Raw genomic sequence first — 22,599 nt, forward strand, 5'->3', positions numbered from 1 at the left:
AATGATTTCGCGGAGCAGGTGATGGTCGAACGTAAGGCTTCCGTCGAGCGCAATACTCTGGAAACCCAGATCAAGGCCTCGATCAACCTGGATGGCAGTGGCAAGGCCCGATTCGATATCGGTGTCCCCTTCTTGGAACATATGCTCGACCAGATCGCCCGACATGGGCTGATCGACCTGGACATCGAGTGCAAGGGCGACCTGCATATCGACGACCACCATACGGTCGAGGACGTCGGTATCACCCTGGGCCAGGCGTTCAGCCAGGCAATCGGCGACAAGAAAGGCATTCGTCGTTACGGCCACGCCTACGTGCCGCTCGATGAAGCCCTGTCGCGTGTGGTCATCGACTTCTCGGGTCGTCCAGGCCTGCAGATGCACGTGCCGTACACCCGTGCTTCGGTCGGTGGCTTCGATGTCGACCTGTTCCAGGAGTTCTTCCAGGGCTTCGTCAACCACGCCAACGTCACGCTGCACATCGACAACCTGCGTGGGCACAACACCCACCACCAGATCGAGACAGTGTTCAAGGCCTTCGGCCGTGCCCTGCGCATGGCGGTAGAGCTGGACGAGCGCATGGCTGGCCAGATGCCTTCCACCAAGGGTTGCTTGTAATGCAGACCGTTGCCGTTATCGACTATGGCATGGGCAACCTGCACTCGGTGGCCAAGGCCCTGGAGCACGTTGGCGCTGGCAAGGTACTGATCACCAGCGACGCTGCGGTCATCCGCGAGGCTGACCGTGTGGTGTTTCCCGGCGTAGGCGCAATTCGCGACTGCATGGCCGAGATCCGCCGCCTGGGCTTCGACACCCTGGTGCAGGAAGTCAGCCAGGACCGTCCTTTCCTCGGCATCTGCGTGGGCATGCAAGCCCTGCTGGAGCACAGCGAAGAGAACGACGGCGTCGACTGCATTGGCATGTTCCAGGGCAATGTGCGCTTTTTCGGCAAGGACCTGCACGAAGACGGCGAACACCTGAAAGTGCCGCACATGGGTTGGAACGAAGTCGAGCAGACGATCGACCACCCGCTGTGGCACAACATTCCGGACCTGGCGCGCTTCTACTTTGTCCACAGCTACTACGTCACGGCTGGCAAGGCCGTGCAGGTGGTTGGCCGTGGCCACTACGGTGTCGATTTCGCCGCAGCGCTGGCCGACGGTTCACGTTTCGCCGTGCAGTTCCACCCGGAGAAAAGCCATACCCATGGCCTGCAGCTGCTGCAGAACTTCGCGGCCTGGGACGGGCGCTGGTAATGAGCAAGGCCAGGAGCAAGGCCCCGATCCTGACGCTGGCGCCCGAACAGGAGCGCGAAGCGTTGGACGTACTCAAGCGCTTTCTCGAAGACCGTTTCGAGCTGCAATTGGGTTCCTTCGAGGTGGCCGAGGTCCTGGACCTGTTCAGCAAAGAGATTGCGCCACACTACTACAACAGGGCGATTGCCGATGTTCAGCTGCACCTCAAGGAGCGGTTCGAGAGCATCGAAAGCGACCTGTGGGCGCTCGAGAAGAACTGACTTCCCGAGCATCGCTGTTTACCGATTAGACAGGTTTTCCAGATGCTGATTATTCCCGCTATCGATCTCAAGGACGGTGCTTGCGTACGTCTGCGCCAAGGCCGCATGGAAGATTCCACGGTGTTTTCCGATGACCCGGTGAGCATGGCCGCCAAATGGGTTGAAGGTGGCTGCCGGCGCCTGCATCTGGTCGATCTGAATGGTGCCTTCGAAGGCCAGCCGGTCAACGGCGAAGTGGTCACCGCGATCGCCAAGCGCTACCCGAACCTGCCGATCCAGATCGGCGGCGGCATTCGTTCGCTGGAAACCATCGAGCACTACGTCAAGGCGGGCGTGAGCTACGTGATCATCGGCACCAAGGCCGTCAAAGAGCCTGAGTTCGTGGCCGAAGCCTGCCGCGCCTTCCCAGGCAAGGTCATCGTTGGCCTGGACGCCAAGGACGGCTTCGTCGCCACCGACGGCTGGGCTGAAGTCAGCTCGGTGCAGGTCATCGACCTGGCCAAGCGTTTCGAAGCCGACGGCGTCTCGGCCATCGTCTACACCGACATCGCCAAAGACGGCATGATGCAGGGCTGTAACGTACCGTTCACCGCCGCCCTGGCCGCGGCCACCAAGATCCCGGTGATCGCTTCCGGTGGCATCCACAACCTGGGTGACATCAAGGCCCTGCTCGATGCCAAGGCTCCGGGGATCATCGGCGCCATCACGGGCCGGGCGATCTATGAAGGCACCCTGGATGTCGCCGAGGCACAAGCCTTCTGCGACAGCTACCAAGGCTGAGGAGAACGCCATGGCGCTGGCCAAACGCATTATCCCTTGCCTGGACGTCGATAACGGTCGTGTGGTCAAGGGCGTCAAGTTCGAGAACATTCGCGATGCCGGTGACCCGGTGGAAATCGCTCGGCGCTACGATGAGCAAGGCGCCGACGAGATCACGTTCCTCGACATCACGGCCAGCGTCGATGGCCGTGACACCACCCTGCACACGGTTGAACGCATGGCCAGCCAGGTGTTCATCCCGCTGACCGTTGGCGGTGGCGTGCGCACGGTGCAGGATATCCGCAACCTGCTCAATGCCGGTGCCGACAAGGTGTCGATCAACACGGCGGCGGTGTTCAACCCTGAGTTCGTTGGCGAAGCGGCCGCGCATTTCGGTTCGCAGTGCATCGTCGTCGCCATCGACGCCAAGAAGGTTTCGGCACCGGGCGAGGCCCCGCGCTGGGAAATCTTCACCCACGGCGGGCGTAAGCCTACCGGGTTGGATGCGGTGGAGTGGGCGAAGAAGATGGAAGGCCTGGGTGCCGGTGAGATTCTCCTGACCAGCATGGACCAGGACGGCATGAAGAGCGGTTTTGACCTGGGTGTTACCCGGGCCATCAGCGATGCCTTGGGTATTCCGGTGATCGCCTCGGGCGGTGTCGGTAACCTGCAGCACCTGGCGGACGGCATTCTTGAAGGTCACGCCAGCGCCGTACTGGCCGCGAGTATCTTCCACTTCGGTGAGTACACCGTGCCGGAAGCGAAGGCCTATATGGCCCAGCGCGGTATCGTCGTTCGCTGACAGTCCTCTTTCGCGGGCAAGCCCGCTCCCACAGGTGGGAGCGGGCTTGACCGCGATAGCGTTTACCCCAGGGTTTTGCCCAGCAGGGCGTGATACAGCTCGCTGTCGCCCAGGATACCCACCACGCGGTTGCCTTCCTGCAGGACCAGTTTGTTGCCGGTCTGGTAACGAATCTGCAGCGCTTCGCGCATGCCGATGCCAGCACTGACCAGGGTCGGCCGGCGACCCAAACCTTCCACCGCCTGACCTGGCATCCAGTTTTGCAAGTCCAGCCCGTTCACGCCCTGGCGCGCGCCTTTGATGGTGTTGCCTTCGGCCAGGTCCAGCCACGAGTCGACACTTGGGTCTATGCAGACCGAGCCGTTGATCCGCTTGCACTTGTCCAGGGTACGCATCAGGCTGCGGCCGCAGAGGACGTTGAGCGGGTTGGTGTGGGCGACGAAGGTGCGCACGTAGTCGTCCGCCGGGTTGAGGACGATCTCCTCGGGCTTGCTGTACTGAATGATCCGGCCGTCTTTCATGATGGCGATGCGGCTGCCCAGTTTCAGGGCTTCATCCAGGTCGTGGCTGACGAACACGATGGTCTTGCTCAGCTTGCGTTGCAGTTCCAGCAATTCGTCCTGCAGGCCTTGGCGGATCAGTGGGTCGAGGGCCGAGAAGGGTTCATCCATCAGCAGGATGTCGGCGTCCATGGCCAGCGCGCGGGCCAGGCCTACACGCTGCTGCATGCCACCGGAGAGCTCGTCGGGCTTCTTGTTGCGCCACTGGGTCAGGCCGACCAGCTCCAGTTTTTCGTCCACCAGCCGACGTCGTTCATCGGCAGGGCGGCCCTGCATTTCCAGGCCGAAGCTGATGTTTTCGCGCACGGTCAGCCAAGGCATCAGGGCGAACTTCTGGAACACCATGGCGATGCGCTTGGTGCGCATCATCTTCAGTTCAGCCGGGGTGCAGGAGGCGATGTTGATCTGCGAGCCTTCGTGTTCGACGAACAGCTTGCCACGGCTGACCGTGTTCAGGCCGTTGATGCAGCGCAGCAAGCTCGACTTGCCTGAGCCGGACAGGCCCATCAGCACGCAGATCTCGCCTTTGTTGATCTCCAGGCTGGCTTTTTCCACACCGACCACCAGGCCGGTCTTCTTCAGGATCTGTTCGCGCGTGAAGCCTTGGTCCAGCAGGCTCAGGGCCTCACGCGGTGATTTGGAGAAGATAACGTCTACCTCGTCGAAGCGAATGATACTCATGCTTCACCCCTTACCGGTACTTCGGGTTGTTTGCAGATACGGTCGAGCATGATCGCCAGCAGTACAATCGCCAGGCCTGCTTCGAAGCCCAGGGAGATATCGGCAGTGTTCAGTGCGTTGACCACGGGTTTGCCCAGGCCATCGGCCCCCACCAGCGCCGCAATCACCACCATTGACAACGACAGCATGATGCATTGGGTGATGCCGGCAGCGATGCTTGGCATGGCGTGGGGCAGTTCGATACGCGAGAGCAATTGGCGACGTGAGCAGCCGAAGGCCTTGCCGGCATCAAGCAGCTCCTGAGGCACGTCGCAGATGCCCAGGTAGGTAAGGCGGATCGGCGCGGCGATGGCGAACACCACCGTCGAGATCAGCCCGGGTACCACACCCAGCCCGAAGAGGGTCAGGGTAGGGATCAGGTAAACGAAGGTCGGCACGGTCTGCATCAGGTCGAGCACCGGCCGCATCATGGTGTAGAACATCGGCTTGTGCGCTGCAACGATGCCCAGCGGTACACCAATGACCACACAGACCAGGGTGGCGAACAGCACCTGGGCCAGGGTTTCCATGGTTTCCTGCCAGTATCCCAGGTTCAGGATCAGCAGGAACGACAGGGCGACGAACGCTGTCAGTGCCCATTTGCGCTGGATCAGGTGAGCGATCAAGGCAAACAGACCGATCAGAACGAAGGGGTTGAACCAGGTCAGGGCGCCGGTAACGCCATGAATCATGAGTTCCAGTGCGGAGGCGAAAGCATCGAAGAAGTTGGCGCCGTGTTGCGTCAACCACTCGACGAATGCCGAGATGTACTGGCCCAAAGGGAGTTTATGATCGATCAGCATGATAGCGAGCGTCCACCTGCAAAGAATTGAAGACAGCCTGCGGCGGGGGAAGCCCGCCGCAGGTGGTGCTTACTGCGTCAGTTTGGCCTTGGCGGCTTCCAGGCCGGGTTTGCCGTCAACGGTGGTGACGCCGACCAGCCATGTGTTGAGCGCCTGTGGGTTTTTCTTCAGCCAGGCTTTGGCTGCGGCATCGGGTTTCATCTTGTCGTCCAGGACGTTACCCATCAGGGTGCTTTCCATGTCCAGGGTGAAGTACAGGTTTTTCAGCAGTTGGCCGACGTTGCTGCACTCCTGAACGTAGCCCTTGCGGGTGTTGGTCAGGACGGTTGCCTTGCCGAAATCAGGGCCGAAGAAATCATCCCCACCGCTCAGGTATTGCATCTTGAAGCGCTTGTTCATGGGGTGCGGTTCCCAGCCAAGGAACACCACATCGGTGCCGCGACGCTGGGCGCGATCCACTTGCGAGAGCATCCCGGCCTCGCTCGACTCGACCACCTTGAAGCCGGCGTCTTTCAGGCCGAAGGCGTTCTTGTCGATCATGCTCTGGATGGTCCGGTTACCGTCGTTGCCAGGCTCGATGCCGTAGATCTTGCCGTCCAGTTCCTTCTTGAACTTGACGATGTCGGCAAAGTCTTTCAGGCCTTTGTCATACAGCGCCTGAGGCACGGCCAGGGTGTACTTGGCGTTCTCCAGGTTGGCCCGAACGGTTTCCACGGTGCCGGCATCGCGGTACGGCTTGATGTCGTTTTCCATGGTCGGCATCCAGTTGCCGAGGAACACGTCCATGTTCTTGCCGTCGGCCAGCGACTTGTAGGTCACCGGCACCGAAATCATGGTGGTGCGGGTCTTGTAGCCCAGTGATTCGAGTATGACGCTGGTGACCGCGGTGGTCACGGTGATGTCTGTCCAGCCGACATCGGAGAAGTTGACGGTATGACAAGCTTCGGGCTCTGCAGCCTGGGCCAGCACCGGCAGACTCAGCAGGGCGGCCAACAACAGCGAGGGTGAACCTTTCATGAGTGGACTCCTAGGTGTTTTCTTGTCGGATGTCCCGCAGGACCGCCGCGCGTTGAGTAGGTGTTCTGCTCGGGTGGGCCGGACGGTCGGGCGACAGCGGGACGGGTGCCGTGCAATCGAGTCGGATTGATCATCTAACAGCCAAAATCAAACGCCTACAGGGTGCGTCGTATCCAGTACAGGCAGGGTCGCTTCCAGTGCGGGTGAGGTCGTTTACAGTGTTTTTCCTCCCCACAACGGCCCCTTCTAGCGATCTGCACCGTACAAAAACGGCGTAATCCAGCGGCCAACGGCGTGCGGCGTTGCTGGACAAGAGTGGGTCGGTTGCAGACGTCAGAGCTGCCAACAAAAGCCTGATGATGCGCGCATTCCGGCGGATTGCAGCTTCAGCGTAGCAGCTCCGCCACCCGCGGCTTGTGGCGGCGGGCGTGTGCTCATTCAGGAGGTTCGCGGCCATGGCCATCAGTGTGTTTGACCTGTTCAAAATCGGTGTCGGGCCGTCCAGTTCCCACACCGTAGGACCCATGCGAGCGGCCGCGCTGTTCGTTCAAGGCCTGCGTGAGCGTGATGAGCTGACGCGCGTGCGGCGTATTGAAGTGCGCCTGTACGGCTCACTGTCGGCTACCGGTATCGGCCATGGCAGCGACAATGCCGTGATCATGGGCCTGATGGGCGAATGGCCCGATGCGATCGATCCTTCTCAGATCGGCCTGCGCATCGCGGTATTACGCGAAACAGACACCTTGCTGCTGGATGGTCGGCTGCCCGTCGAGTTCGTCTGGGCCCGTGATATGCGCCTGCTGGATGAGAACCTGCCCTATCACCCCAACGCCATGACCCTGATCGCTGAGGGTGCTGAAGGCGAGCTGCACCGCGACACCTATTACTCGGTGGGCGGTGGCTTTGTGGTCGATGCTGCCCAGGCTGCCAGTGGCGTGTTAGACGCCGACACCACCGTGCTGCCCTACGATTTCAACAGTGCGGCGGAGCTGCTGGAGCTGTGCAAGCAAAACGACCTGCGCGTGTCGCAATTGATGCTGGAAAACGAAAAAGTCTGGCGCAGCGAAGAGGAGATTCGGGCCGGCTTGATGAAGCTCTGGCGGGCCATGCAGGACTGTGTGGAAAACGGCCTGAAATACGAAGGCATATTGCCGGGTGGGCTGAATGTGAAGCGCCGTGCCGCCAAGTTGCACCGTAGCCTGCAGGAGCTGAACAAGCCCAATGTGATTGGCTCGACCCTCAGCGCCATGGAGTGGGTCAACCTCTATGCCCTGGCGGTGAACGAAGAGAATGCTGCCGGCGGGCGCATGGTCACCGCACCCACCAACGGTGCGGCGGGCATCATCCCCGCGGTGCTGCATTACTACATGCGTTTCAGTGAAGAAGTCAGCGAAGCCTGTGTGGTCGACTTCTTTCTGGGCGCGGCGGCGGTGGGCATCCTGTGCAAGAAAAACGCTTCGATCTCGGGCGCCGAAGTGGGCTGCCAGGGCGAGGTCGGTTCAGCCTGCGCCATGGCGGCTGCCGGGTTGGCGGAAGTGCTCGGGGCGACGCCGGCGCAGTTGGAGAACGCTGCCGAGATTGGCCTGGAGCATAACCTCGGGCTGACGTGTGACCCGGTGGGTGGCCTGGTGCAGGTGCCTTGCATCGAGCGCAACGCGATTGCGGCGGTCAAGGCGATCAATGCGGCGCAGATGGCCCTGCGTGGCGACGGTGAGCATTTCATCTCCCTTGATCGGGTGATCCGCACCATGCGTGATACGGGTGCCGACATGCACGACAAGTACAAGGAAACCTCGCGCGGCGGCCTCGCGGTCAGCGCTATCGAGTGCTGAGAGCGGCTGCGCCGTTTTCGCCCATGCCGGTGTCGGCGCGCTGCTTTTTGGCGCAGCGTCGACACCGAAGCCTGTCTTCTCCCGTTTCGGATGTCACTGCGCCTGGGGTGACACATCACTGATGTCGTTTCTAGGCCCCCTCCACACAAGTGCTACCGTACTGCTCACTTTTCCTACAGAGAAGCGCTAGTCCGGTACTTTGCGTTTATAAACACCTTGCCGAACAAAGGCCGTATAGACGCATTGCGACGTCGTTTTCAGGTTTTATTGAATAGGTATTCAATTTTGGGCATGGCATTTGCGTTGTGTTGTGCAAAGCCCTGCACTCGAGACGGGGCCCTGACAATAATCCGTGCCTGAGGCGCAACACTGCATTGTGTGAGGAGAGACCGCGATGACGCCGTACAACTCCGGGGCCCAACCCCAAACCCGCACACCACAATCCATCGGCTTTCTGCTGCTGGACAATTTCACGCTGATCTCCCTGGCTTCTGCCGTGGAGCCACTGCGCATGGCCAACCAGCTGTCTGGCCGTGAACTGTATCGGTGGACTACCTTGAGCGTGGATGGCGGGCAAGTGTGGGCCAGCGACGGCTTGCAGATCACTCCTGATGCCTCAATGCACAAGGCGCCTGTGATGGACACCGTGATTGTATGCGGTGGTATTGGCATTCAACGTACGGTTACCCGTGAGCATGTTACCTGGCTGCAAAGCCAGGCGCGGCAGTCGCGCCGCCTGGGTGCGGTGTGCACCGGCAGTTGGGCGCTGGCCTGTGCCGGCCTGCTCGATGGCTTCGATTGCAGTGTGCACTGGGAATGCCTGGCAGCCATGCAGGAAGCCTTCCCGCGCGTCAGCATGAGCACCCGGCTGTTTACCCTGGACCGTAACCGCTTCACCAGTTCAGGCGGCACTGCGCCGCTGGACATGATGCTGCACCTGATCAGCCGTGATCATGGCCGTGAGCTGTCGGCGGCGATCTCGGAAATGTTCGTCTACGAGCGTATTCGTAACGAGCAGGACCATCAGCGTGTGCCACTCAAGCACATGCTTGGCACCAACCAGCCGAAGCTGCAGGAAATTGTCGCGCTGATGGAAGCCAACCTGGAGGAGCCGATCGACCTCGACGAACTGGCGGTGTATGTCGCAGTCTCGCGTCGACAGCTGGAGCGTCTGTTCCAGAAGTACCTGCATTGTTCGCCGTCGCGTTACTACCTGAAGCTGCGGTTGATCCGTGCCCGGCAATTGCTCAAGCAGACGCCGATGTCGATCATCGAAGTGGCGTCGGTGTGTGGCTTCGTTTCCACCCCGCACTTCTCCAAGTGCTACCGCGAGTACTTCGGTATTCCGCCACGTGATGAGCGTGTTGGCTCCAACACCGCGCAGCAGGTGGCGATGATGCCGATTCCACAGGCACTGGTCCTGTCGCCACTGGCCGGACCGATGTCGGCACTCAGCCAGGCGCGCAACGAATCAACCTTCGCCAGCGTACGTCTGTAACCGAAGGTACCCCAGGCCTTTTCGCGGGCAAGCCCGCTCCCATGCGAGAGTGGGTTTGCCCGCGAAAAGGTATCAGCTGCGGTTGCTGTTGAACTGCGCCAGCGCTGGCAGCAGTTGTTTTTCGATGGCTTGGCGCACGGCTGGGAGAATGGTCGCGCTGCTGGTGTACATCTGCTCGACCATGCCGCGCAGCGCCTTGGCCCGAGGCTCACTCAAGCCCCGCACCGCACACTCGCACGCTTGCTCGGCAGTTGCCCCGGCAGGCATTTCAAAACCCAGTGCGCGCAGTTGGCCCAGCAGGTCGTCCTGATCAATCAAATCCGCATGCATCATGGCTGTTGTCCTTGTCGACGGGAGGGATCGTAGGTCGATTCTGGTGTTCGCCAATGAGCGCGGCAAGGGCGGCGTGTCGCAATGGCCACCATACCTATGAACAGGTCGTTTTCGGCTAAATCGAAGGGCAGGGGAGGCGGCACACTGGGGCCAGGTTTCAGTATGGACGGTTTGGTCACCCTCCAGATGTAGTGTGTCATTGCTCGTTTTGACCCCGGCTTGTCACGGCTTGCCGGGGTTTTTTTTGCCTAGAAGTTTGTGGCGGTGTGCGCAGGCCTCGCCCGCGTTAGCGACCGGCCTTGAGCAGTACCGCACAGGCGCATTTGTAGGCTTCATGCTGGTACTTGTTCAGCGAGCCGGGCAGCTCCAGGGCGTGTTTCTTGCTCTGGGCGCTGACCGTCTGGGGTGACAGCAACTGCACCTCGCAGGCGTCCAGCAACTGCAGGATGCCTTCGATCTTGAAGGTGGTCGGGCCGCCCGCGAATTCACCTTTCTTGCTACGCTTCTTGATCGCCAGGTGGGTGATGCCGTGGTCGGCAACGAATTGTCTGGCCTGGCTGGCGAAGGCTTTGACGTTGGCCGCTTCGTCGTCATCCTCCAGGGCGATCTTCTTGGTCGCCAGAGGCTGGTGCGCCGGTTGGCCCGCTTCAAGCGTGGCCACCGCGAGCAGGGCTTCACTGCCCTTGATTTCGATTCCGCAAACCTTCATTCGTACCTCAGGGTGGTGTTATTGCAGGCCCAGTGACTGCAGGTACTCCGAGCGATCATCGCTGCGTTGGGCCAGGCAGGTATTCTGCGCCGTCTCGAAGTCCTTGCTGCCGGGTTTCTCGGCGAAGGTTTCCACGGCGCAATCGGCGTCGCGGGCCTTGCTCCAGAGTTGCTCGGCGTTTTTCAGCCGGGCGCTCAGTTCAGTGATCTGCGCCGGTTGGCCGGCGTACTGCTCCTTGATGCGGTCGAGCAGGTCGGTAAAGGCTGCATTCAGCTCGCGCTCGGCGGTCTGGCGGTTGTAGGCCGCGCAGTCATAGCTTTGTTGCCGGTTTTCGACATTGTCACAGGGTGTGCTTTCTTCTTCCGCCGCGTAGGCGCCGAAGCTCAGGGCCGCCAGGGCCAGCCATACCATTGCTTTCATCTACGACATCCCCCAAGCCGGTGTCTGGAACATAAGTGCCGATTCTCGCTCAGCGGCGAGACAAATAACAGCGCCGCAGGCGCCTATATAGAGGCACTGGGACAGGGCCGGATGCGGCGCTTTGTCGCCCTTTGACGCTTTCGGCAATACCCCTGTCGTTTTTGCACCGAGGCCCTTCCGGCCCCAGGCATATGCTGGCTCCAAAGCGCCGGCAGACGATTCGGCGCAGGCATCGAGAAAAGGGGACCGCCTGATGAGCCCAGCCGAATTACACGCAGACAGCATCGTTATCGACGGGCTGATCATCGCCAAATGGAACCGTGAGCTGTTCGAGGACATGCGCAAAGGTGGCCTGACCGCCGCCAACTGCACCGTGTCGGTGTGGGAGGGGTTCCAGGCGACCGTCAACAATATTGCTGCCAGCCAGAAACTGATCCGCGAAAACAGCGACCTGGTGATTCCGGTGAAAACCACCGCCGACATTCGTCGGGCCAAGGAGCAGGGTAAGACCGGGATCATCTTCGGCTTCCAGAACGCCCATGCCTTTGAAGACCAGCTGGGCTATGTCGAGGTGTTCAAGCAGCTCGGCGTGGGCGTGGTGCAGATGTGCTACAACACCCAGAACCTGGTGGGCACCGGCTGCTACGAGCGTGACGGCGGGCTGTCGGGCTTCGGCCGCGAAGTGGTGGCCGAGATGAACCGCGTCGGCATCATGTGCGACCTCTCTCACGTGGGTTCCAAGACCAGTGAGGAAGTCATCCTCGAATCGAAAAAGCCGGTGTGCTACTCCCACTGCTTGCCGTCTGGCCTGAAGCAGCACCCACGCAACAAGTCCGACGAAGAGCTGAAGTTCATCGCTGACCATGGCGGCTTTGTCGGCGTGACCATGTTCGCACCGTTCCTGGCCAAAGGCATCGACTCGACCATCGACGATTACGCCGAGGCCATCGAGTACACCATGAACATCGTCGGTGAAGACGCGATCGGTATCGGTACCGATTTCACCCAGGGGCACGGCCAGGAGTTCTTCGAGTGGTTGACCCACGACAAGGGCTACGCCCGTCGCCTGACCAACTTCGGCAAGATCGTCAACCCGCTGGGCATTCGTACCGTGGGCGAGTTCCCCAACCTCACGGAAACACTGCTCAAGCGCGGCCACAGCGAGCGCGTGGTACGCAAGATCATGGGTGAAAACTGGGTCAACGTGCTGCGCGACGTGTGGGGCGAGTAAGCCTCAAAACCAAGTCTCTCTGACCCCTGCCGACTGAGCAGGGGCTGCCAACCAAATTTTCTGGAGTTGAGTTTCCATGGCCAAGATCGCCCCGCAATTGCCTATCGAAGTCGACAGCGAGACCGGTGTCTGGACCTCCGATGCCCTGCCGATGCTGTACGTGCCACGGCATTTCTTCGTAAACAACCACATGGGCATCGAGGAAGTGCTGGGCGCTGACGCCTATGCCGAGATCCTCTACAAGGCCGGCTACAAATCCGCCTGGCACTGGTGTGAAAAGGAAGCCGAGTGCCACGGCCTGGAAGGCGTCGCGGTGTTCGAACACTACATGAAGCGCCTGTCCCAGCGTGGCTGGGGCCTGTTCAAGATCCAGGACATCGACCTGGAAAAAGGCACTGCCAGCGTGAAGCTGGAGCACTCTGCCTTCGTTTATGTGTACGGCAAGGTCGGGCGCAAGGTCGACTACATGTTCACTGGCTGGTTTGCCGGTGCCATGGACCAGATCCTGGCAGCGCGTGGCAGTTCGATCCGTACCGTGGCCGAACAGGTCTACGGTGGTTCGGAAGAAGGCCACGACGACGGCCTGTTCATCGTCAAGCCGCTGTAAGTCGAGGATTCCGCCATGGCTTTCGAAGCAATGTTCCAGCCGATCCAGATCGGCAAACTGACCATCCGTAACCGCGTACTCAGCACCGCGCATGCCGAGGTTTATGCCACCGACGGCGGCATGACCACCGAGCGCTATGTGAAGTACTACGAAGAGAAAGCCAAGGGCGGTATCGGCCTGGCCATTTGTGGTGGTTCCTCGGTGGTAGCCATCGACAGCCCGCAGGGCTGGTGGAAATCGGTCAACCTGGCTACTGACCGGATCATCCCGCACTTCCAGAACCTGGCGGATGCCATGCACAAGCATGGCGCCAAGATCATGATTCAGATTACCCACATGGGCCGTCGCTCGCGTTGGGACGGCGAACACTGGCCAACCCTGATGTCGCCGTCGGGTATCCGTGAGCCGGTACACCGTGCGACCTGCAAAACCATCGAGCCGGAAGAAATCTGGCGGGTGATCGGCAACTATGCCCAGGCTGCGCGTCGGGCCAAAGAAGGCGGCCTGGACGGCGTCGAGCTGTCGGCGGTGCACCAGCACATGATCGACCAGTTCTGGAGCCCACGGGTCAACAAGCGTACCGACGAATGGGGCGGTACCTTTGAGAAGCGCATGCGTTTCGGCCTGGAAGTGCTCAAGGCCGTGCGGGCTGAAGTCGGCCCGGACTTCTGCGTCGGCATGCGTATTTGCGGGGATGAATTCCACCCCGATGGCCTCAGCCATGAAGACATGAAGGAAATCGCCAAGTACTACGATGCCACCGGCATGGTCGATTTCTTCGGTGTGATCGGTTCCGGGTGTGACACCCACAACACCCTGGCCAACGTGATTCCAAACATGAGCTATCCGCCGGAGCCGTTCCTGCACCTGGCGGCCGGCATCAAGGAAGTGGTCAAGGTTCCGGTGCTGCACGCGCAGAACATCAAGGACCCGAATCAGGCCACGCGGATTCTGGAAGGCGGCTATGTCGACATGGTCGGCATGACCCGTGCGCACATCGCCGACCCGCACCTGATCGCCAAGATCAAGATGGGCCAGGTCGATCAGATCAAACAATGTGTTGGTGCCAACTACTGCATCGACCGTCAGTACCAAGGCCTGGATGTACTGTGCATCCAAAACGCCGCGACTTCCCGTGAGTACATGGGGGTGCCGCACATCATCGAGAAGTCCACCGGGCCGAAACGCAAGGTGGTGGTGGTCGGTGCCGGCCCTGCCGGGATGGAGGCCGCTCGCGTGGCTGCAGAGCGTGGCCATGACGTCACCCTGTTCGAGAAAAAGGACGCCATTGGCGGGCAGATCACGACCGCTTCCAAGGCACCGCAACGTGACCAGATCGCCGGTATCACCCGCTGGTACCAACTGGAGCTGGCGCGGTTGAAGGTTGACCTGCGCCTGGGCACCGCCGCCGATGCGGCGACCATCCTCGACCTGCGCCCCGATGTGGTCGTGCTGGCCGTGGGCGGGCACCCGTTCCTGGAGCAGAACGAACACTGGGGCGCTGCCGAAGGGCTGGTGGTCAGCAGTTGGGACGTGCTCGACGGCAAGGTTGCGCCGGGCAAGAACGTGCTGGTGTACGACACCATCTGTGAGTTCACCGGGATGTCGGTCGCGGACTTCATCGCTGACAAGGGCAGCCAGGTCGAGATCGTCACCGACGACATCAAGCCGGGTGTGGCCATTGGCGGCACCTCGTTCCCGACCTACTACCGCAGCATGTACCCGAAAGAAGTGATCATGACCGGCGACCTCATGCTGGAAAAGGTCTACCGCGAGGGTGACAAGCTGGTGGCAGTGCTGGAGAACGAATACACCGGCGCCAAGGAAGAGCGGGTGGTCGACCAGGTGGTGATCGAGAACGGCGTGCGTCCGGACGAAGCGATCTACTACGCGCTCAAGGAAGGCTCGCGCAACAAGGGTCAGATCGACATCGAAGCCCTGTTTGCGATCCAGCCGCAGCCGATTCTCAGCCAGCCGGGCGAAGGTTACCTGCTTTACCGCATCGGTGACTGTGTTGCTCAGCGCAACACGCACGCAGCGATCTACGACGCCTTGCGCCTGTGCAAGGACTTCTGATCGCTCAGTCGTCACACATTGGCCCCTGTGGGAGCGGGCACGCCTGCGAAAGCGCCAGTACGAACAACACCGTTGTCTGATCTGACGTATTCGCGGGCACGCCCGCTCCCACAAGGCCGGTGCAGGATTCCAAGGGCCTGAACCCCTTGCAACCGCTGTTGTGGGAGCCTCCCATGTTGAACACCCTTCTACCCATCCTGCTGTTCGCTGCCCTTGGTCTGGCGGCGCTCGGCGCCTTGCGCCGGGTGCGCATGTGGCGGCGTGGCCGCCCGTCCAAGGTCGATCTGCTCGGCGGGTTGCTGGCCATGCCGCGCCGCTACATGGTCGACCTGCACCACGTGGTTGCGCGTGACAAGTACATGGCCAATACCCACGTAGCGACTGCTGGCGGCTTTGTGCTGGCGGCGGTACTGGCGATTCTGGTGCACGGTTTCGGCCTGCATAGCCGCATTCTCGGCTACGCCTTGCTGCTGGCCACGGTGCTGATGTTTGGCGGTGCGTTGTTCGTCTACAAGCGTCGGCGGAACCCGCCTGCACGGTTGTCCAAAGGCCCGTGGATGCGCCTGCCGAAAAGCCTGCTGGTGTTCGCTGCAAGCTTTTTCCTCGCCACGCTGCCGGTGGCCGGCATTCTGCCGGAAGGCTTTGGCGGCTGGTTGCTGGTGGCCCTGCTGGGCGTGGGTGTGCTCTGGGGTGTGTCCGAGCTGTTCTTCGGCATGACTTGGGGCGGGCCAATGAAGCACGCCTTCGCCGGTGCCCTGCACCTGGCCTGGCACCGCCGTGCCGAGCGTTTCGGCGGCGGTCGCTCCACCGGGCTCAAACCGCTGGACCTGGAAGACCGCAACGCGCCATTGGGCGTAGAAAAGCCCAAGGATTTCACCTGGAACCAACTGTTGGGTTTCGATGCCTGCGTGCAGTGCGGCAAGTGTGAAGCGGCCTGCCCGGCGTTTGCTGCCGGCCAACCGTTGAACCCGAAGAAGCTGATTCAGGACATGGTCGTCGGCCTGGCCGGTGGCACCGATGCGAAGTTCGCGGGCAGCCCCTATCCGGGCAAGCCGATTGGCGAGCACGGCGGCAACCCGCATCAACCGATCGTCAATGGCCTGGTCGATGCTGAAACCCTCTGGTCGTGCACCACTTGCCGCGCCTGCGTGGAAGAGTGCCCGATGATGATCGAGCACGTCGATGCCATCGTCGACATGCGCCGGCACCTGACACTGGAAAAAGGCGCGACCCCTAACAAGGGCGCCGAAGTACTGGATAACCTGATCGCCACCGACAACCCTGGCGGTTTTGCGCCGGGCGGGCGGATGAACTGGGCAGCCGACCTGAACCTTGAGGTTATGGCCGAGAAGAAAACGGCCGACGTGCTGTTCTGGGTCGGTGACGGCGCCTTCGATATGCGCAACCAGCGCACCTTGCGTGCGTTCGTCAAAGTGCTCAAGGCAGCCCGTGTGGACTTCGCCGTGCTGGGCCTGGAAGAGCGCGACAGCGGTGACGTGGCCCGTCGCCTGGGCGACGAGGCGACTTTCCAGGCACTGGCCAAGCGCAACATCCAGACCCTGGGCAAATACCGCTTCAAACGTATCGTCACCTGCGATCCGCATAGCTTCCACGTGCTGAAGAACGAATACGCGGCCTTTGGCGGTGAGTACCTGGTGCAGCATCACAGCACCTACATTGCCGAGCTGATGGGTGCTGGCGTGCTCAACCTCGGTCAGCACAAGGGCAGCAGCGTCACGTACCACGACCCGTGCTACCTGGGCCGTTACAACGGCGAGTACGAGGCACCGCGTGAGGTCTTGCGTGCGCTGGGTATTGAGGTCAAGGAAATGCAGCGCTCGGGCTTCCGTTCCCGTTGCTGTGGCGGTGGCGGTGGTGCGCCGATCACCGACATTCCGGGCAAGCAGCGTATTCCTGACATGCGTATGGAAGACATCCGCGAAACCGGCGCCGAGCTGGTGGCGGTAGGTTGTCCACAATGCACGGCCATGCTCGAAGGGGTGGTTGAGCCACGTCCATTGATCAAGGACCTGGCAGAGCTGGTCGCCGATGCCTTGCTTGAAGATGAGGCGCCTGTGAATAAGTCGGCAGCGGCCAAACGTAGCGCTGCGGAGGTGCATTGATGAGCGACATTATCCGCCGCGACCCTCGCGCTGAGTGGATCGCCCGCAACCGCCTGCACCCGTTGCATGCGGCCATGCAGACACAACAGACGACGTGGATGGGCCCGAATGGGCTGATCCGCAAGAACCCCCATGCGGTTGGCTTCATTGGCCCTAACGGGATCAAGCGAATTGACCGCAGTGGCGCCCAGCAGGGCAGCAGCAACAAGCGCAGTGCCGCGGTCGAGGTGCAGCTGCCGCTGCATCAACTGGCCGCGCCTGCCTTCTACATTGCCGTGGTACCGGACATGGTCGGTGGTCGCCTGAGCAGCCACGACCGTGACCTGCTGGGGCTGGCCCGTAGCCTGGCCGGCAGTGACGGTGCGGTAATGGCGGTGCTGTATGGCGAACACAAGGAAAGCAAATTCGACACGGCCGGCGTTGACCGCCTGTTGGTGATCGAAGGCGAAGCCTTTGACGGTTATGCACCGGAGCAGCGTGTGCAGGGCCTGCGTGCTGTGGATAACCAGTTCAACCCACGCCATTGGCTGCTGCCTGACAGCCGCACCGGTGGCGCTGAGTTGGGGCGGCGCTTTGCAGCCGCGTTGGGCGAGCGCCCGGCAACCCGCGTCTGGCAAGTCAAGGATGGCCTGTGCAGCGGCCGTGCGGGGGCGGGTCAGCAAGACCTGATTCGTGACCTGCCTCGGCTGATTCTGGCCTCCGCCGAATGCGCCGAGCCGGTCAGTGAAACCCGTCATGAAGCGTTGCCGGTAACGTTATCCACAGCCGTGGTACGCAGCCTGGCACGCATCGAAGACCTTGGCCCGGTGGCCGTCGACCCGGCGGCGATTGCCATGGCCGAGGCCGAGTTCATCGTCTCCGGCGGTAATGGGGTCAAGGATTGGGACCTGTTCCACCGCGCCACCGTTGCGCTGGGCGCCACTGAAGGTGCTTCGCGTGTGGCGGTGGACGACGGTTTCATGCCGCGTAACCGTCAGGTCGGCGCGACCGGTACCTGGGTCACGGCGCGGGTTTACCTGGCTGTGGGTATCTCGGGGGCGATCCAGCACCTGCAGGGTATTGGTGCCTGCGACAAGGTGGTGGCGGTCAACCTGGACCCAGGTTGCGACATGATCAAACGAGCTGATCTTTCAGTGATTGGCGACAGCGCAGCGATCCTCAAGGCGCTGATTGCCGCTGTGGATAACTACCGCAACGAAGCCAAGCGCGATGCCGCGTAGAGCAGGGGATAGCTATGAACACTAAGGTCATCAGCCTGGTTTCGATTGGCGCCCACCCGACCTCGGGTCGGGCTCGGCGTGCGGAACAGGATGCCCGTGCAGTCGAATTGGGCTTGCAACTGGCTGGGGATAACTTGCAGGTGCTGCATGCTGGCGACCCACAGGAGCCGGCACTGCGCAGCTACCTGGGCATGGGGCTGGCGCAACTGGACGTACTCGAACAACCGGCCGGCAGCGATGCGCTGGGTGTCTTGGGTGACTACCTGCGTGATGCCGGCGCACAACTGGTACTGACCGGTAGCCAGGCAGAAACCGGCGAAGGCTCGGGTATGCTGCCATTCCTCCTGGCTGAGCGCCTGGGCTGGCCACTGGTGGTGGGGCTGGCGGAGGTGGAATCTATCCACAACGGTGTTGCCCAGGTGCTGCAGGCCCTGCCGCGTGGCCAACGGCGTCGGCTCAAGGTGCGCCTGCCGATGTTGGCCACTGTGGATAACGCCGCGCCCAAACCACGCCAGAGCGCGTTTGGCCCGGCGCGGCGCGGGGTATTGGCGGCACGTCATGTGGCGATCGTAGAAGACGCGTTACTCACAGGCGCTGAACTGCAGCCGGCCAAGCCGCGTCCCAAGCGCTTGAAAGTGATCAAGGCCAAGAGTGGTGCCGACCGCATGAAAGCCGCTACCGCCAAGGCCAGTGGCGGCGGTGGCCAGGTACTCAAGGACCTCACCCCGGAAGCGGGTGCCGAGGCTATTCTGAAGCTGTTGATCGAGGAAGGCGTGTTGCGCTGACAGTTGCTCACAAAGTCTGTTGGCGGTTCTGTGGATAAAGTGTTTGCCTATGACTACAGGCCACGTATTACGTGGCCTGTAGTCGTTTGATCAGATTTTAACCAAGTGTTCCTGGGGTTTTCCCAACCGCTACCCCTGTGGATGAAGCGCTTTTCGAGCGCATATTGCCCACAATCCTTGTTGGCGCTTCTGTGGATAATCTGTTCGCCCATGGCTGCAGGCCACGGAATACAAGGCGTCTAAGCATTCGATCAAAAAACGTACAAAAGCACTGAAAAGCACCGGCCATGACCGTGAAAACATCGATAAATCGGGGCTTTACGGGTTTATCCACATGGCATTTTCAGCCTTGCACAGTTGCACACAAAGTCTGTTGGCTGCTCTGTGGGTAAGGTGTTCGCCTTCTTCTGCAGGCCACGTCTTTAGAGGCTTTCAGAGGTTTGATCAAAAAACAATCAGGTAGAGCATATCCAGTAGACGGACCCGCTACTCAGTTTTCCACAGGGGTTGCCCACATTAACTGTGGGTTGGGCTGTGGATAAAGTGTTCGCGAAGCGTCACAGGCCCCGTGTTTGTTGGGGTACGTGCTGTCTGGTTAAATTTTGTACAGGTTGTACAGGCAGGAGGGCATTGCGAAGTAGAGGATGCACAGAGGCTTTAGGGCGTGAACGTGTCGGCGACAGGGTTGGCGCCTGGATCGCCAGCAAGGCTGGCTCCTACCGAGGTGTAGGAGCCGTGCTTGCCGGCGATTGGGGAGGGCGACGCTTACTGTGCGGCTACACCCTTGAGGTAAGGCGCTGGTGCGGCCCCCAGGTTGTTCAGCATGCGCTCGCTGTACCAGTCGATGAAGTTGACCACGCCAAACTCGTAGGTCTTGGAGTACGGACCTGGCTGGTAGGCGGTGGAGTTGATGCCACGCTGGTTTTCTTCGGCCAGGCGACGGTCCTGGTCGTTGGTGGCATCCCACACTTCACGCATGCGCTGCGGATCGTAGTCGACGCCTTCGACCGCGTCCTTGTGGACCAGCCACTTGGTGGTGACCATGGTTTCCTGTGCACTGATCGGCCATACCGTGAAGACGATCATGTGGTCGCCCATGCAGTGGTTCCAGGAGTGCGGCAGGTGCAGGATGCGCATCGAGCCCAGGTCTGGGTTTTTGATACGGCCCATCAGCTTTTTACAGCCTTGTTGGCCGTCCATGGTCATCGACACGGTGCCTTTGAGCAGCGGCATGCGCACGATACGGTTACGCAGGCCGAAGCTGGCGTGGGCGTACGGGATCTTCTCGGCGTCCCAGGCAGCGGCCGAGGCGGCAACGTGGTCCTTGAAGGCCTGGTCGGCACGTGGGTCGGTAACGTCGTCCCACTCCAGCAGGGTCTTCAGCAGCTCAGGGTGCGAACCGTTGCAGTGGTAGCACTCGCGGTTGTTTTCCAGCACCAGCTTCCAGTTGGCCTTTTCCATCAAGGTGGTTTGCACCGCCACCTTGGTGTTCTCCATGTCGTAAGGCTCCATGTAATGGGCCAGGGTGGAGAGGAAGTCGTCGATGGCCGGTGGATGCTCCGCCAGGCTGACGAAGATGTAGCCGCCAGCGGTTTTCACATGTACTGGCTTCAGGCCGTACTGTTTCATGTCGAAGTCGGCGCCCATTTCGGTGCCGGCGAACAGCAGGCGACCATCCAGTTCGTACGTCCACTGGTGGTAGGGGCAAACCAGCTTGGCCACTTTGCCTTTATCGCTGGTGCACAGGCGCGAGCCGCGGTGACGGCAGACGTTATGGAAGGCATGCACCTGACCTTCGGCACCCCGCACCACCATGATCGGGTTCTTGCCGATTTCCAGGGTGAGGAAGTTACCCTTGGCCGGGATTTCACACGTCATGCCGGCGATCAGCCATTCCTTATGGAAGATCTCCTGCATGTCGATCTGGAACAGGCGCTCATCGTTGTAGAACGGTTGGGGCAGCGAGAAGGTCCGCTCGCGGTTCTGCAGCATGTCGGCAGTTGCCTTGCGTGCAGGTTCCAGTGGATCGCCCAGGCTCAGGGTTGCGGTGACGTCCATCGTGTAGGTCCTCATGGCCAAGCGTGTGGCCGGTGGAAGTGGCTAATCGTTGTTATGGCGACGCAAGGCAAAAACAGCAGGATTGTTTGAGATGGAGTGTGCGTTCGCTGCCGCCATGAACCATATCCATGGACGACATGGTCGAATCCGTTTCCGACGCGCTAGCCCTTGTCGGTGGGGGCTGGTCGCGATAAGCACGTCAATGTCGCGAATAGGAATGTGCGCCAGTTGCAGCTTGAGCAGAATCACTACCATCAGGCCACAGTCGGCCGTGGAGATGAGCATGTCCAATCCCTTTCTCAATCCAGTGACTACCCAGACCTGGACCAATGGCCGCCATATCGTCCGTTGCGTCAAGGTGATCCAGGAAACCTGGGATGTGCGCACCTTTTGCTTTATGGCCGACCAGCCGATCATGTTCTTCTTCAAGCCTGGGCAGTTCGTCACCCTGGAGCTGGAAATCGAAGGGCAGCCGATCATGCGCTCCTACACCATTTCCAGTTCGCCTTCGGTGCCCTACAGCTTTTCCGTGACCATCAAGCGGGTGCCGGGCGGCAAGGTGTCGAACTGGTTGCACGACACCCTGCACGAAGGTCAGGAGCTGGCGGTGCATGGGCCGGTCGGCTTGTTCAACGCCATCGATTTCCCCAGCCCCAAGGTGCTCTACCTCAGCGGTGGCGTGGGCATCACCCCGGTCATGTCGATGGCCCGTTGGTTCTACGACACCAACGGTAATGTCGACATGGTGTTTGTCCACAGTGCCCGTTCGCCGAAAGACATCATCTACCACCGCGAGCTGGAGCAGATGGCCTCGCGGATCGATAACTTCAGCCTGCATATCATTTGCGAGAAGCATGGCCTGGGCGAACCCTGGGCCGGTTACCGGGGTTACTTGAACCACAAACTGCTGGAGCTGATCGCCCCGGACTTTATGGAACGGGAGATCTTCTGCTGCGGCCCGACCCCGTATATGAATGCGGTCAAGCGCTTGCTCGAAGCCAGCGGCTACGACATGCGGCGTTACCATGAGGAGTCGTTTGGTGCGACCCCGGCCGAGGTCAAGGCGGATGCGGTAGAGCACGCCGAGCAGGCCGCCGAAGCCGCCGAGGTGGACAACGCCGACCTGCATCAGGTGGAGTTCACCGCCACGGGCAAGAGCATTCGTGTTGCGCCTGGCGAGACGGTCCATGCGGCGGCAGCCAAGCTTGGCCTGATGATCCCCAAAGCCTGCGGTATGGGCATCTGCGGTACCTGCAAGGTGCTCAAGCTGGGCGGCGAAGTGGAGATGGAGCACAACGGTGGTATCACCGATGATGACGTGGCCGAGGGTTACATCTTGTCGTGCTGCAGTGTGCCGAAGGGGGATGTACGTATCGAGTATTAAAGGGCTGCCCTGTTTGAATGTTGTTCAGACAGGTCACTTGTTGTATGCATGAAGTCAACTATCAGTTTTGACAGTCTAGTTGTGTGGACGCTGATCTCGAATAAGTATTTCTTTGATGTGGTGGGCGTGTGATTTAGTTCAGCAGGCTG

At 60.8% G+C, this 22,599-nt stretch carries 21 protein-coding genes; 14 read left to right on the forward strand and 7 right to left on the reverse strand.

Annotation, left to right across the window (positions count from 1 at the left end):
* The first annotated feature begins 21 nt into the window (after positions 1-21).
* Genes hisB through hisF form a run of 5 tightly spaced genes read left to right on the forward strand, consistent with a single transcriptional unit; the run spans position 22 to position 3,074 of the window.
* A complete protein-coding gene (gene hisB, locus IE038_RS01855) occupies positions 22-615 on the forward strand; it encodes an imidazoleglycerol-phosphate dehydratase HisB (protein ID WP_163935800.1) in 594 nt (197 codons plus the stop codon).
* On the forward strand, positions 615-1,253 hold the full coding sequence (gene hisH, locus IE038_RS01860) for an imidazole glycerol phosphate synthase subunit HisH (protein ID WP_163935803.1): 639 nt from the start codon (positions 615-617) through the stop codon (positions 1,251-1,253). The genes hisB and hisH overlap by 1 nt, the downstream gene beginning before the upstream one ends.
* A complete protein-coding gene (locus tag IE038_RS01865; protein ID WP_163935806.1) occupies positions 1,253-1,513 on the forward strand; it encodes a DUF2164 domain-containing protein in 261 nt (86 codons plus the stop codon). The genes hisH and IE038_RS01865 overlap by 1 nt, the downstream gene beginning before the upstream one ends.
* Before the next feature lie 42 nt (positions 1,514-1,555).
* Positions 1,556-2,293, forward strand: coding sequence for a 1-(5-phosphoribosyl)-5-[(5-phosphoribosylamino)methylideneamino]imidazole-4-carboxamide isomerase (gene hisA, locus IE038_RS01870; RefSeq protein ID WP_007921811.1), 738 nt, complete (start codon positions 1,556-1,558; stop codon positions 2,291-2,293).
* Between the two features lie 10 nt (positions 2,294-2,303).
* A complete protein-coding gene (gene hisF / locus IE038_RS01875) occupies positions 2,304-3,074 on the forward strand; it encodes an imidazole glycerol phosphate synthase subunit HisF (RefSeq protein ID WP_189395019.1) in 771 nt (256 codons plus the stop codon).
* Positions 3,075-3,136: 62 nt separating this feature from the next.
* Here hisF and choV read toward each other — a convergent pair whose 3' ends face one another.
* The 3 genes from choV to IE038_RS01890 form a co-directional block, all read right to left on the reverse strand.
* On the reverse strand, positions 3,137-4,315 hold the full coding sequence (gene choV / locus IE038_RS01880) for a choline ABC transporter ATP-binding protein (protein ID WP_163935810.1): 1,179 nt from the start codon (positions 4,313-4,315) through the stop codon (positions 3,137-3,139).
* Positions 4,312-5,160 carry a choline ABC transporter permease subunit gene (gene choW / locus IE038_RS01885; protein ID WP_189395030.1) on the reverse strand — a complete coding sequence of 283 codons (849 nt, stop codon included), beginning with the start codon at positions 5,158-5,160 and terminating at the stop codon, positions 4,312-4,314. The genes choV and choW overlap by 4 nt, the downstream gene beginning before the upstream one ends.
* 66 nt (positions 5,161-5,226) lie before the next feature.
* Positions 5,227-6,174: a choline ABC transporter substrate-binding protein gene (locus IE038_RS01890; protein WP_189395020.1), complete on the reverse strand. Its 948-nt coding sequence runs from the start codon at positions 6,172-6,174 to the stop codon at positions 5,227-5,229.
* A 455-nt stretch (positions 6,175-6,629) separates the two neighbouring features.
* On the opposite strand from IE038_RS01890, the gene IE038_RS01895 reads away from it, so the two are divergent.
* Entirely contained in the window at positions 6,630-8,006 is a 1,377-nt protein-coding gene (locus IE038_RS01895) for an L-serine ammonia-lyase (protein ID WP_163935818.1), read from the forward strand.
* A 394-nt stretch (positions 8,007-8,400) separates the two neighbouring features.
* A complete protein-coding gene (gene gbdR, locus IE038_RS01900; RefSeq protein ID WP_189395021.1) occupies positions 8,401-9,504 on the forward strand; it encodes a choline metabolism transcriptional regulator GbdR in 1,104 nt (367 codons plus the stop codon).
* Positions 9,505-9,576: 72 nt separating this feature from the next.
* On the opposite strand, the gene IE038_RS01905 is transcribed toward gbdR, so the two are convergent.
* From IE038_RS01905 to IE038_RS01915, 3 genes are all read right to left on the reverse strand, one after another.
* On the reverse strand, positions 9,577-9,837 hold the full coding sequence (locus IE038_RS01905; RefSeq protein WP_065760213.1) for a hypothetical protein: 261 nt from the start codon (positions 9,835-9,837) through the stop codon (positions 9,577-9,579).
* Positions 9,838-10,123: 286 nt separating this feature from the next.
* The gene (locus tag IE038_RS01910; RefSeq protein WP_163935821.1) at positions 10,124-10,546 is read right to left on the reverse strand and encodes a DUF3010 family protein; all 423 of its coding nucleotides are present in this window, start codon (positions 10,544-10,546) and stop codon (positions 10,124-10,126) included.
* 18 nt (positions 10,547-10,564) lie between these two features.
* Positions 10,565-10,966, reverse strand: a complete 402-nt coding sequence (locus IE038_RS01915) for a lysozyme inhibitor LprI family protein (protein WP_163935823.1) — start codon at positions 10,964-10,966, stop codon at positions 10,565-10,567.
* A gap of 253 nt (positions 10,967-11,219) precedes the next feature.
* Here IE038_RS01915 and IE038_RS01920 point away from each other — a divergent pair, with 253 nt between their 5' ends.
* The 6 genes from IE038_RS01920 (at position 11,220) to etfB (ending at position 19,008) form a co-directional block, all read left to right on the forward strand.
* The gene (locus tag IE038_RS01920) at positions 11,220-12,197 is read left to right on the forward strand and encodes a dipeptidase (RefSeq protein WP_065760210.1); all 978 of its coding nucleotides are present in this window, start codon (positions 11,220-11,222) and stop codon (positions 12,195-12,197) included.
* 76 nt (positions 12,198-12,273) lie between these two features.
* A complete protein-coding gene (locus IE038_RS01925) occupies positions 12,274-12,804 on the forward strand; it encodes a DUF5943 domain-containing protein (RefSeq protein WP_065760209.1) in 531 nt (176 codons plus the stop codon).
* A gap of 15 nt (positions 12,805-12,819) precedes the next feature.
* Positions 12,820-14,880, forward strand: coding sequence for a dimethylglycine demethylation protein DgcA (gene dgcA / locus IE038_RS01930; protein WP_189395022.1), 2,061 nt, complete (start codon positions 12,820-12,822; stop codon positions 14,878-14,880).
* 173 nt (positions 14,881-15,053) lie between these two features.
* Positions 15,054-17,003: a dimethylglycine demethylation protein DgcB gene (dgcB, locus tag IE038_RS01935; protein WP_163935825.1), complete on the forward strand. Its 1,950-nt coding sequence runs from the start codon at positions 15,054-15,056 to the stop codon at positions 17,001-17,003.
* A complete protein-coding gene (gene etfA, locus IE038_RS01940; protein ID WP_163935828.1) occupies positions 17,003-18,223 on the forward strand; it encodes an electron transfer flavoprotein subunit alpha in 1,221 nt (406 codons plus the stop codon). Before dgcB ends, etfA begins: the two co-directional genes overlap by 1 nt.
* Before the next feature lie 14 nt (positions 18,224-18,237).
* Positions 18,238-19,008, forward strand: coding sequence for an electron transfer flavoprotein subunit beta (gene etfB, locus IE038_RS01945; protein ID WP_163935831.1), 771 nt, complete (start codon positions 18,238-18,240; stop codon positions 19,006-19,008).
* A gap of 765 nt (positions 19,009-19,773) precedes the next feature.
* Here the strand turns inward: etfB and gbca are convergent.
* Positions 19,774-21,066, reverse strand: coding sequence for a glycine betaine monooxygenase oxygenase subunit (gbca, locus tag IE038_RS01950; protein ID WP_163935834.1), 1,293 nt, complete (start codon positions 21,064-21,066; stop codon positions 19,774-19,776).
* 283 nt (positions 21,067-21,349) lie between these two features.
* Here gbca and gbcB point away from each other — a divergent pair, with 283 nt between their 5' ends.
* Positions 21,350-22,450: a glycine betaine monooxygenase reductase subunit gene (gene gbcB / locus IE038_RS01955; protein WP_189395023.1), complete on the forward strand. Its 1,101-nt coding sequence runs from the start codon at positions 21,350-21,352 to the stop codon at positions 22,448-22,450.
* Positions 22,451-22,599 lie beyond the last annotated feature (149 nt).

The sequence above is a fragment of the Pseudomonas laurentiana genome, assembly GCF_014648275.1.
GTDB lineage: Bacteria > Pseudomonadota > Gammaproteobacteria > Pseudomonadales > Pseudomonadaceae > Aquipseudomonas > Aquipseudomonas laurentiana.

Excerpts from the sequence above, each read along its gene's own strand:
- hisB (WP_163935800.1), top strand. The coding sequence starts at position 22 with ATGGTCGAACGTAAGGCTTCCGTCGAGCGCAATACTCTGGAAACCCAG.
- hisH (WP_163935803.1), top strand. The coding sequence starts at position 615 with ATGCAGACCGTTGCCGTTATCGACTATGGCATGGGCAACCTGCACTCG.
- IE038_RS01865 (WP_163935806.1), top strand. The coding sequence starts at position 1,253 with ATGAGCAAGGCCAGGAGCAAGGCCCCGATCCTGACGCTGGCGCCCGAA.
- hisA (WP_007921811.1), top strand. The coding sequence starts at position 1,556 with ATGCTGATTATTCCCGCTATCGATCTCAAGGACGGTGCTTGCGTACGT.
- hisF (WP_189395019.1), top strand. The coding sequence starts at position 2,304 with ATGGCGCTGGCCAAACGCATTATCCCTTGCCTGGACGTCGATAACGGT.
- choV (WP_163935810.1), bottom strand. The coding sequence starts at position 4,315 with ATGAGTATCATTCGCTTCGACGAGGTAGACGTTATCTTCTCCAAATCA.
- IE038_RS01890 (WP_189395020.1), bottom strand. The coding sequence starts at position 6,174 with ATGAAAGGTTCACCCTCGCTGTTGTTGGCCGCCCTGCTGAGTCTGCCG.
- IE038_RS01895 (WP_163935818.1), top strand. The coding sequence starts at position 6,630 with ATGGCCATCAGTGTGTTTGACCTGTTCAAAATCGGTGTCGGGCCGTCC.
- gbdR (WP_189395021.1), top strand. The coding sequence starts at position 8,401 with ATGACGCCGTACAACTCCGGGGCCCAACCCCAAACCCGCACACCACAA.
- IE038_RS01905 (WP_065760213.1), bottom strand. The coding sequence starts at position 9,837 with ATGATGCATGCGGATTTGATTGATCAGGACGACCTGCTGGGCCAACTG.
- IE038_RS01910 (WP_163935821.1), bottom strand. The coding sequence starts at position 10,546 with ATGAAGGTTTGCGGAATCGAAATCAAGGGCAGTGAAGCCCTGCTCGCG.
- IE038_RS01915 (WP_163935823.1), bottom strand. The coding sequence starts at position 10,966 with ATGAAAGCAATGGTATGGCTGGCCCTGGCGGCCCTGAGCTTCGGCGCC.
- IE038_RS01920 (WP_065760210.1), top strand. The coding sequence starts at position 11,220 with ATGAGCCCAGCCGAATTACACGCAGACAGCATCGTTATCGACGGGCTG.
- IE038_RS01925 (WP_065760209.1), top strand. The coding sequence starts at position 12,274 with ATGGCCAAGATCGCCCCGCAATTGCCTATCGAAGTCGACAGCGAGACC.
- dgcA (WP_189395022.1), top strand. The coding sequence starts at position 12,820 with ATGGCTTTCGAAGCAATGTTCCAGCCGATCCAGATCGGCAAACTGACC.
- dgcB (WP_163935825.1), top strand. The coding sequence starts at position 15,054 with ATGTTGAACACCCTTCTACCCATCCTGCTGTTCGCTGCCCTTGGTCTG.
- etfA (WP_163935828.1), top strand. The coding sequence starts at position 17,003 with ATGAGCGACATTATCCGCCGCGACCCTCGCGCTGAGTGGATCGCCCGC.
- etfB (WP_163935831.1), top strand. The coding sequence starts at position 18,238 with ATGAACACTAAGGTCATCAGCCTGGTTTCGATTGGCGCCCACCCGACC.
- gbca (WP_163935834.1), bottom strand. The coding sequence starts at position 21,066 with ATGGACGTCACCGCAACCCTGAGCCTGGGCGATCCACTGGAACCTGCA.
- gbcB (WP_189395023.1), top strand. The coding sequence starts at position 21,350 with ATGTCCAATCCCTTTCTCAATCCAGTGACTACCCAGACCTGGACCAAT.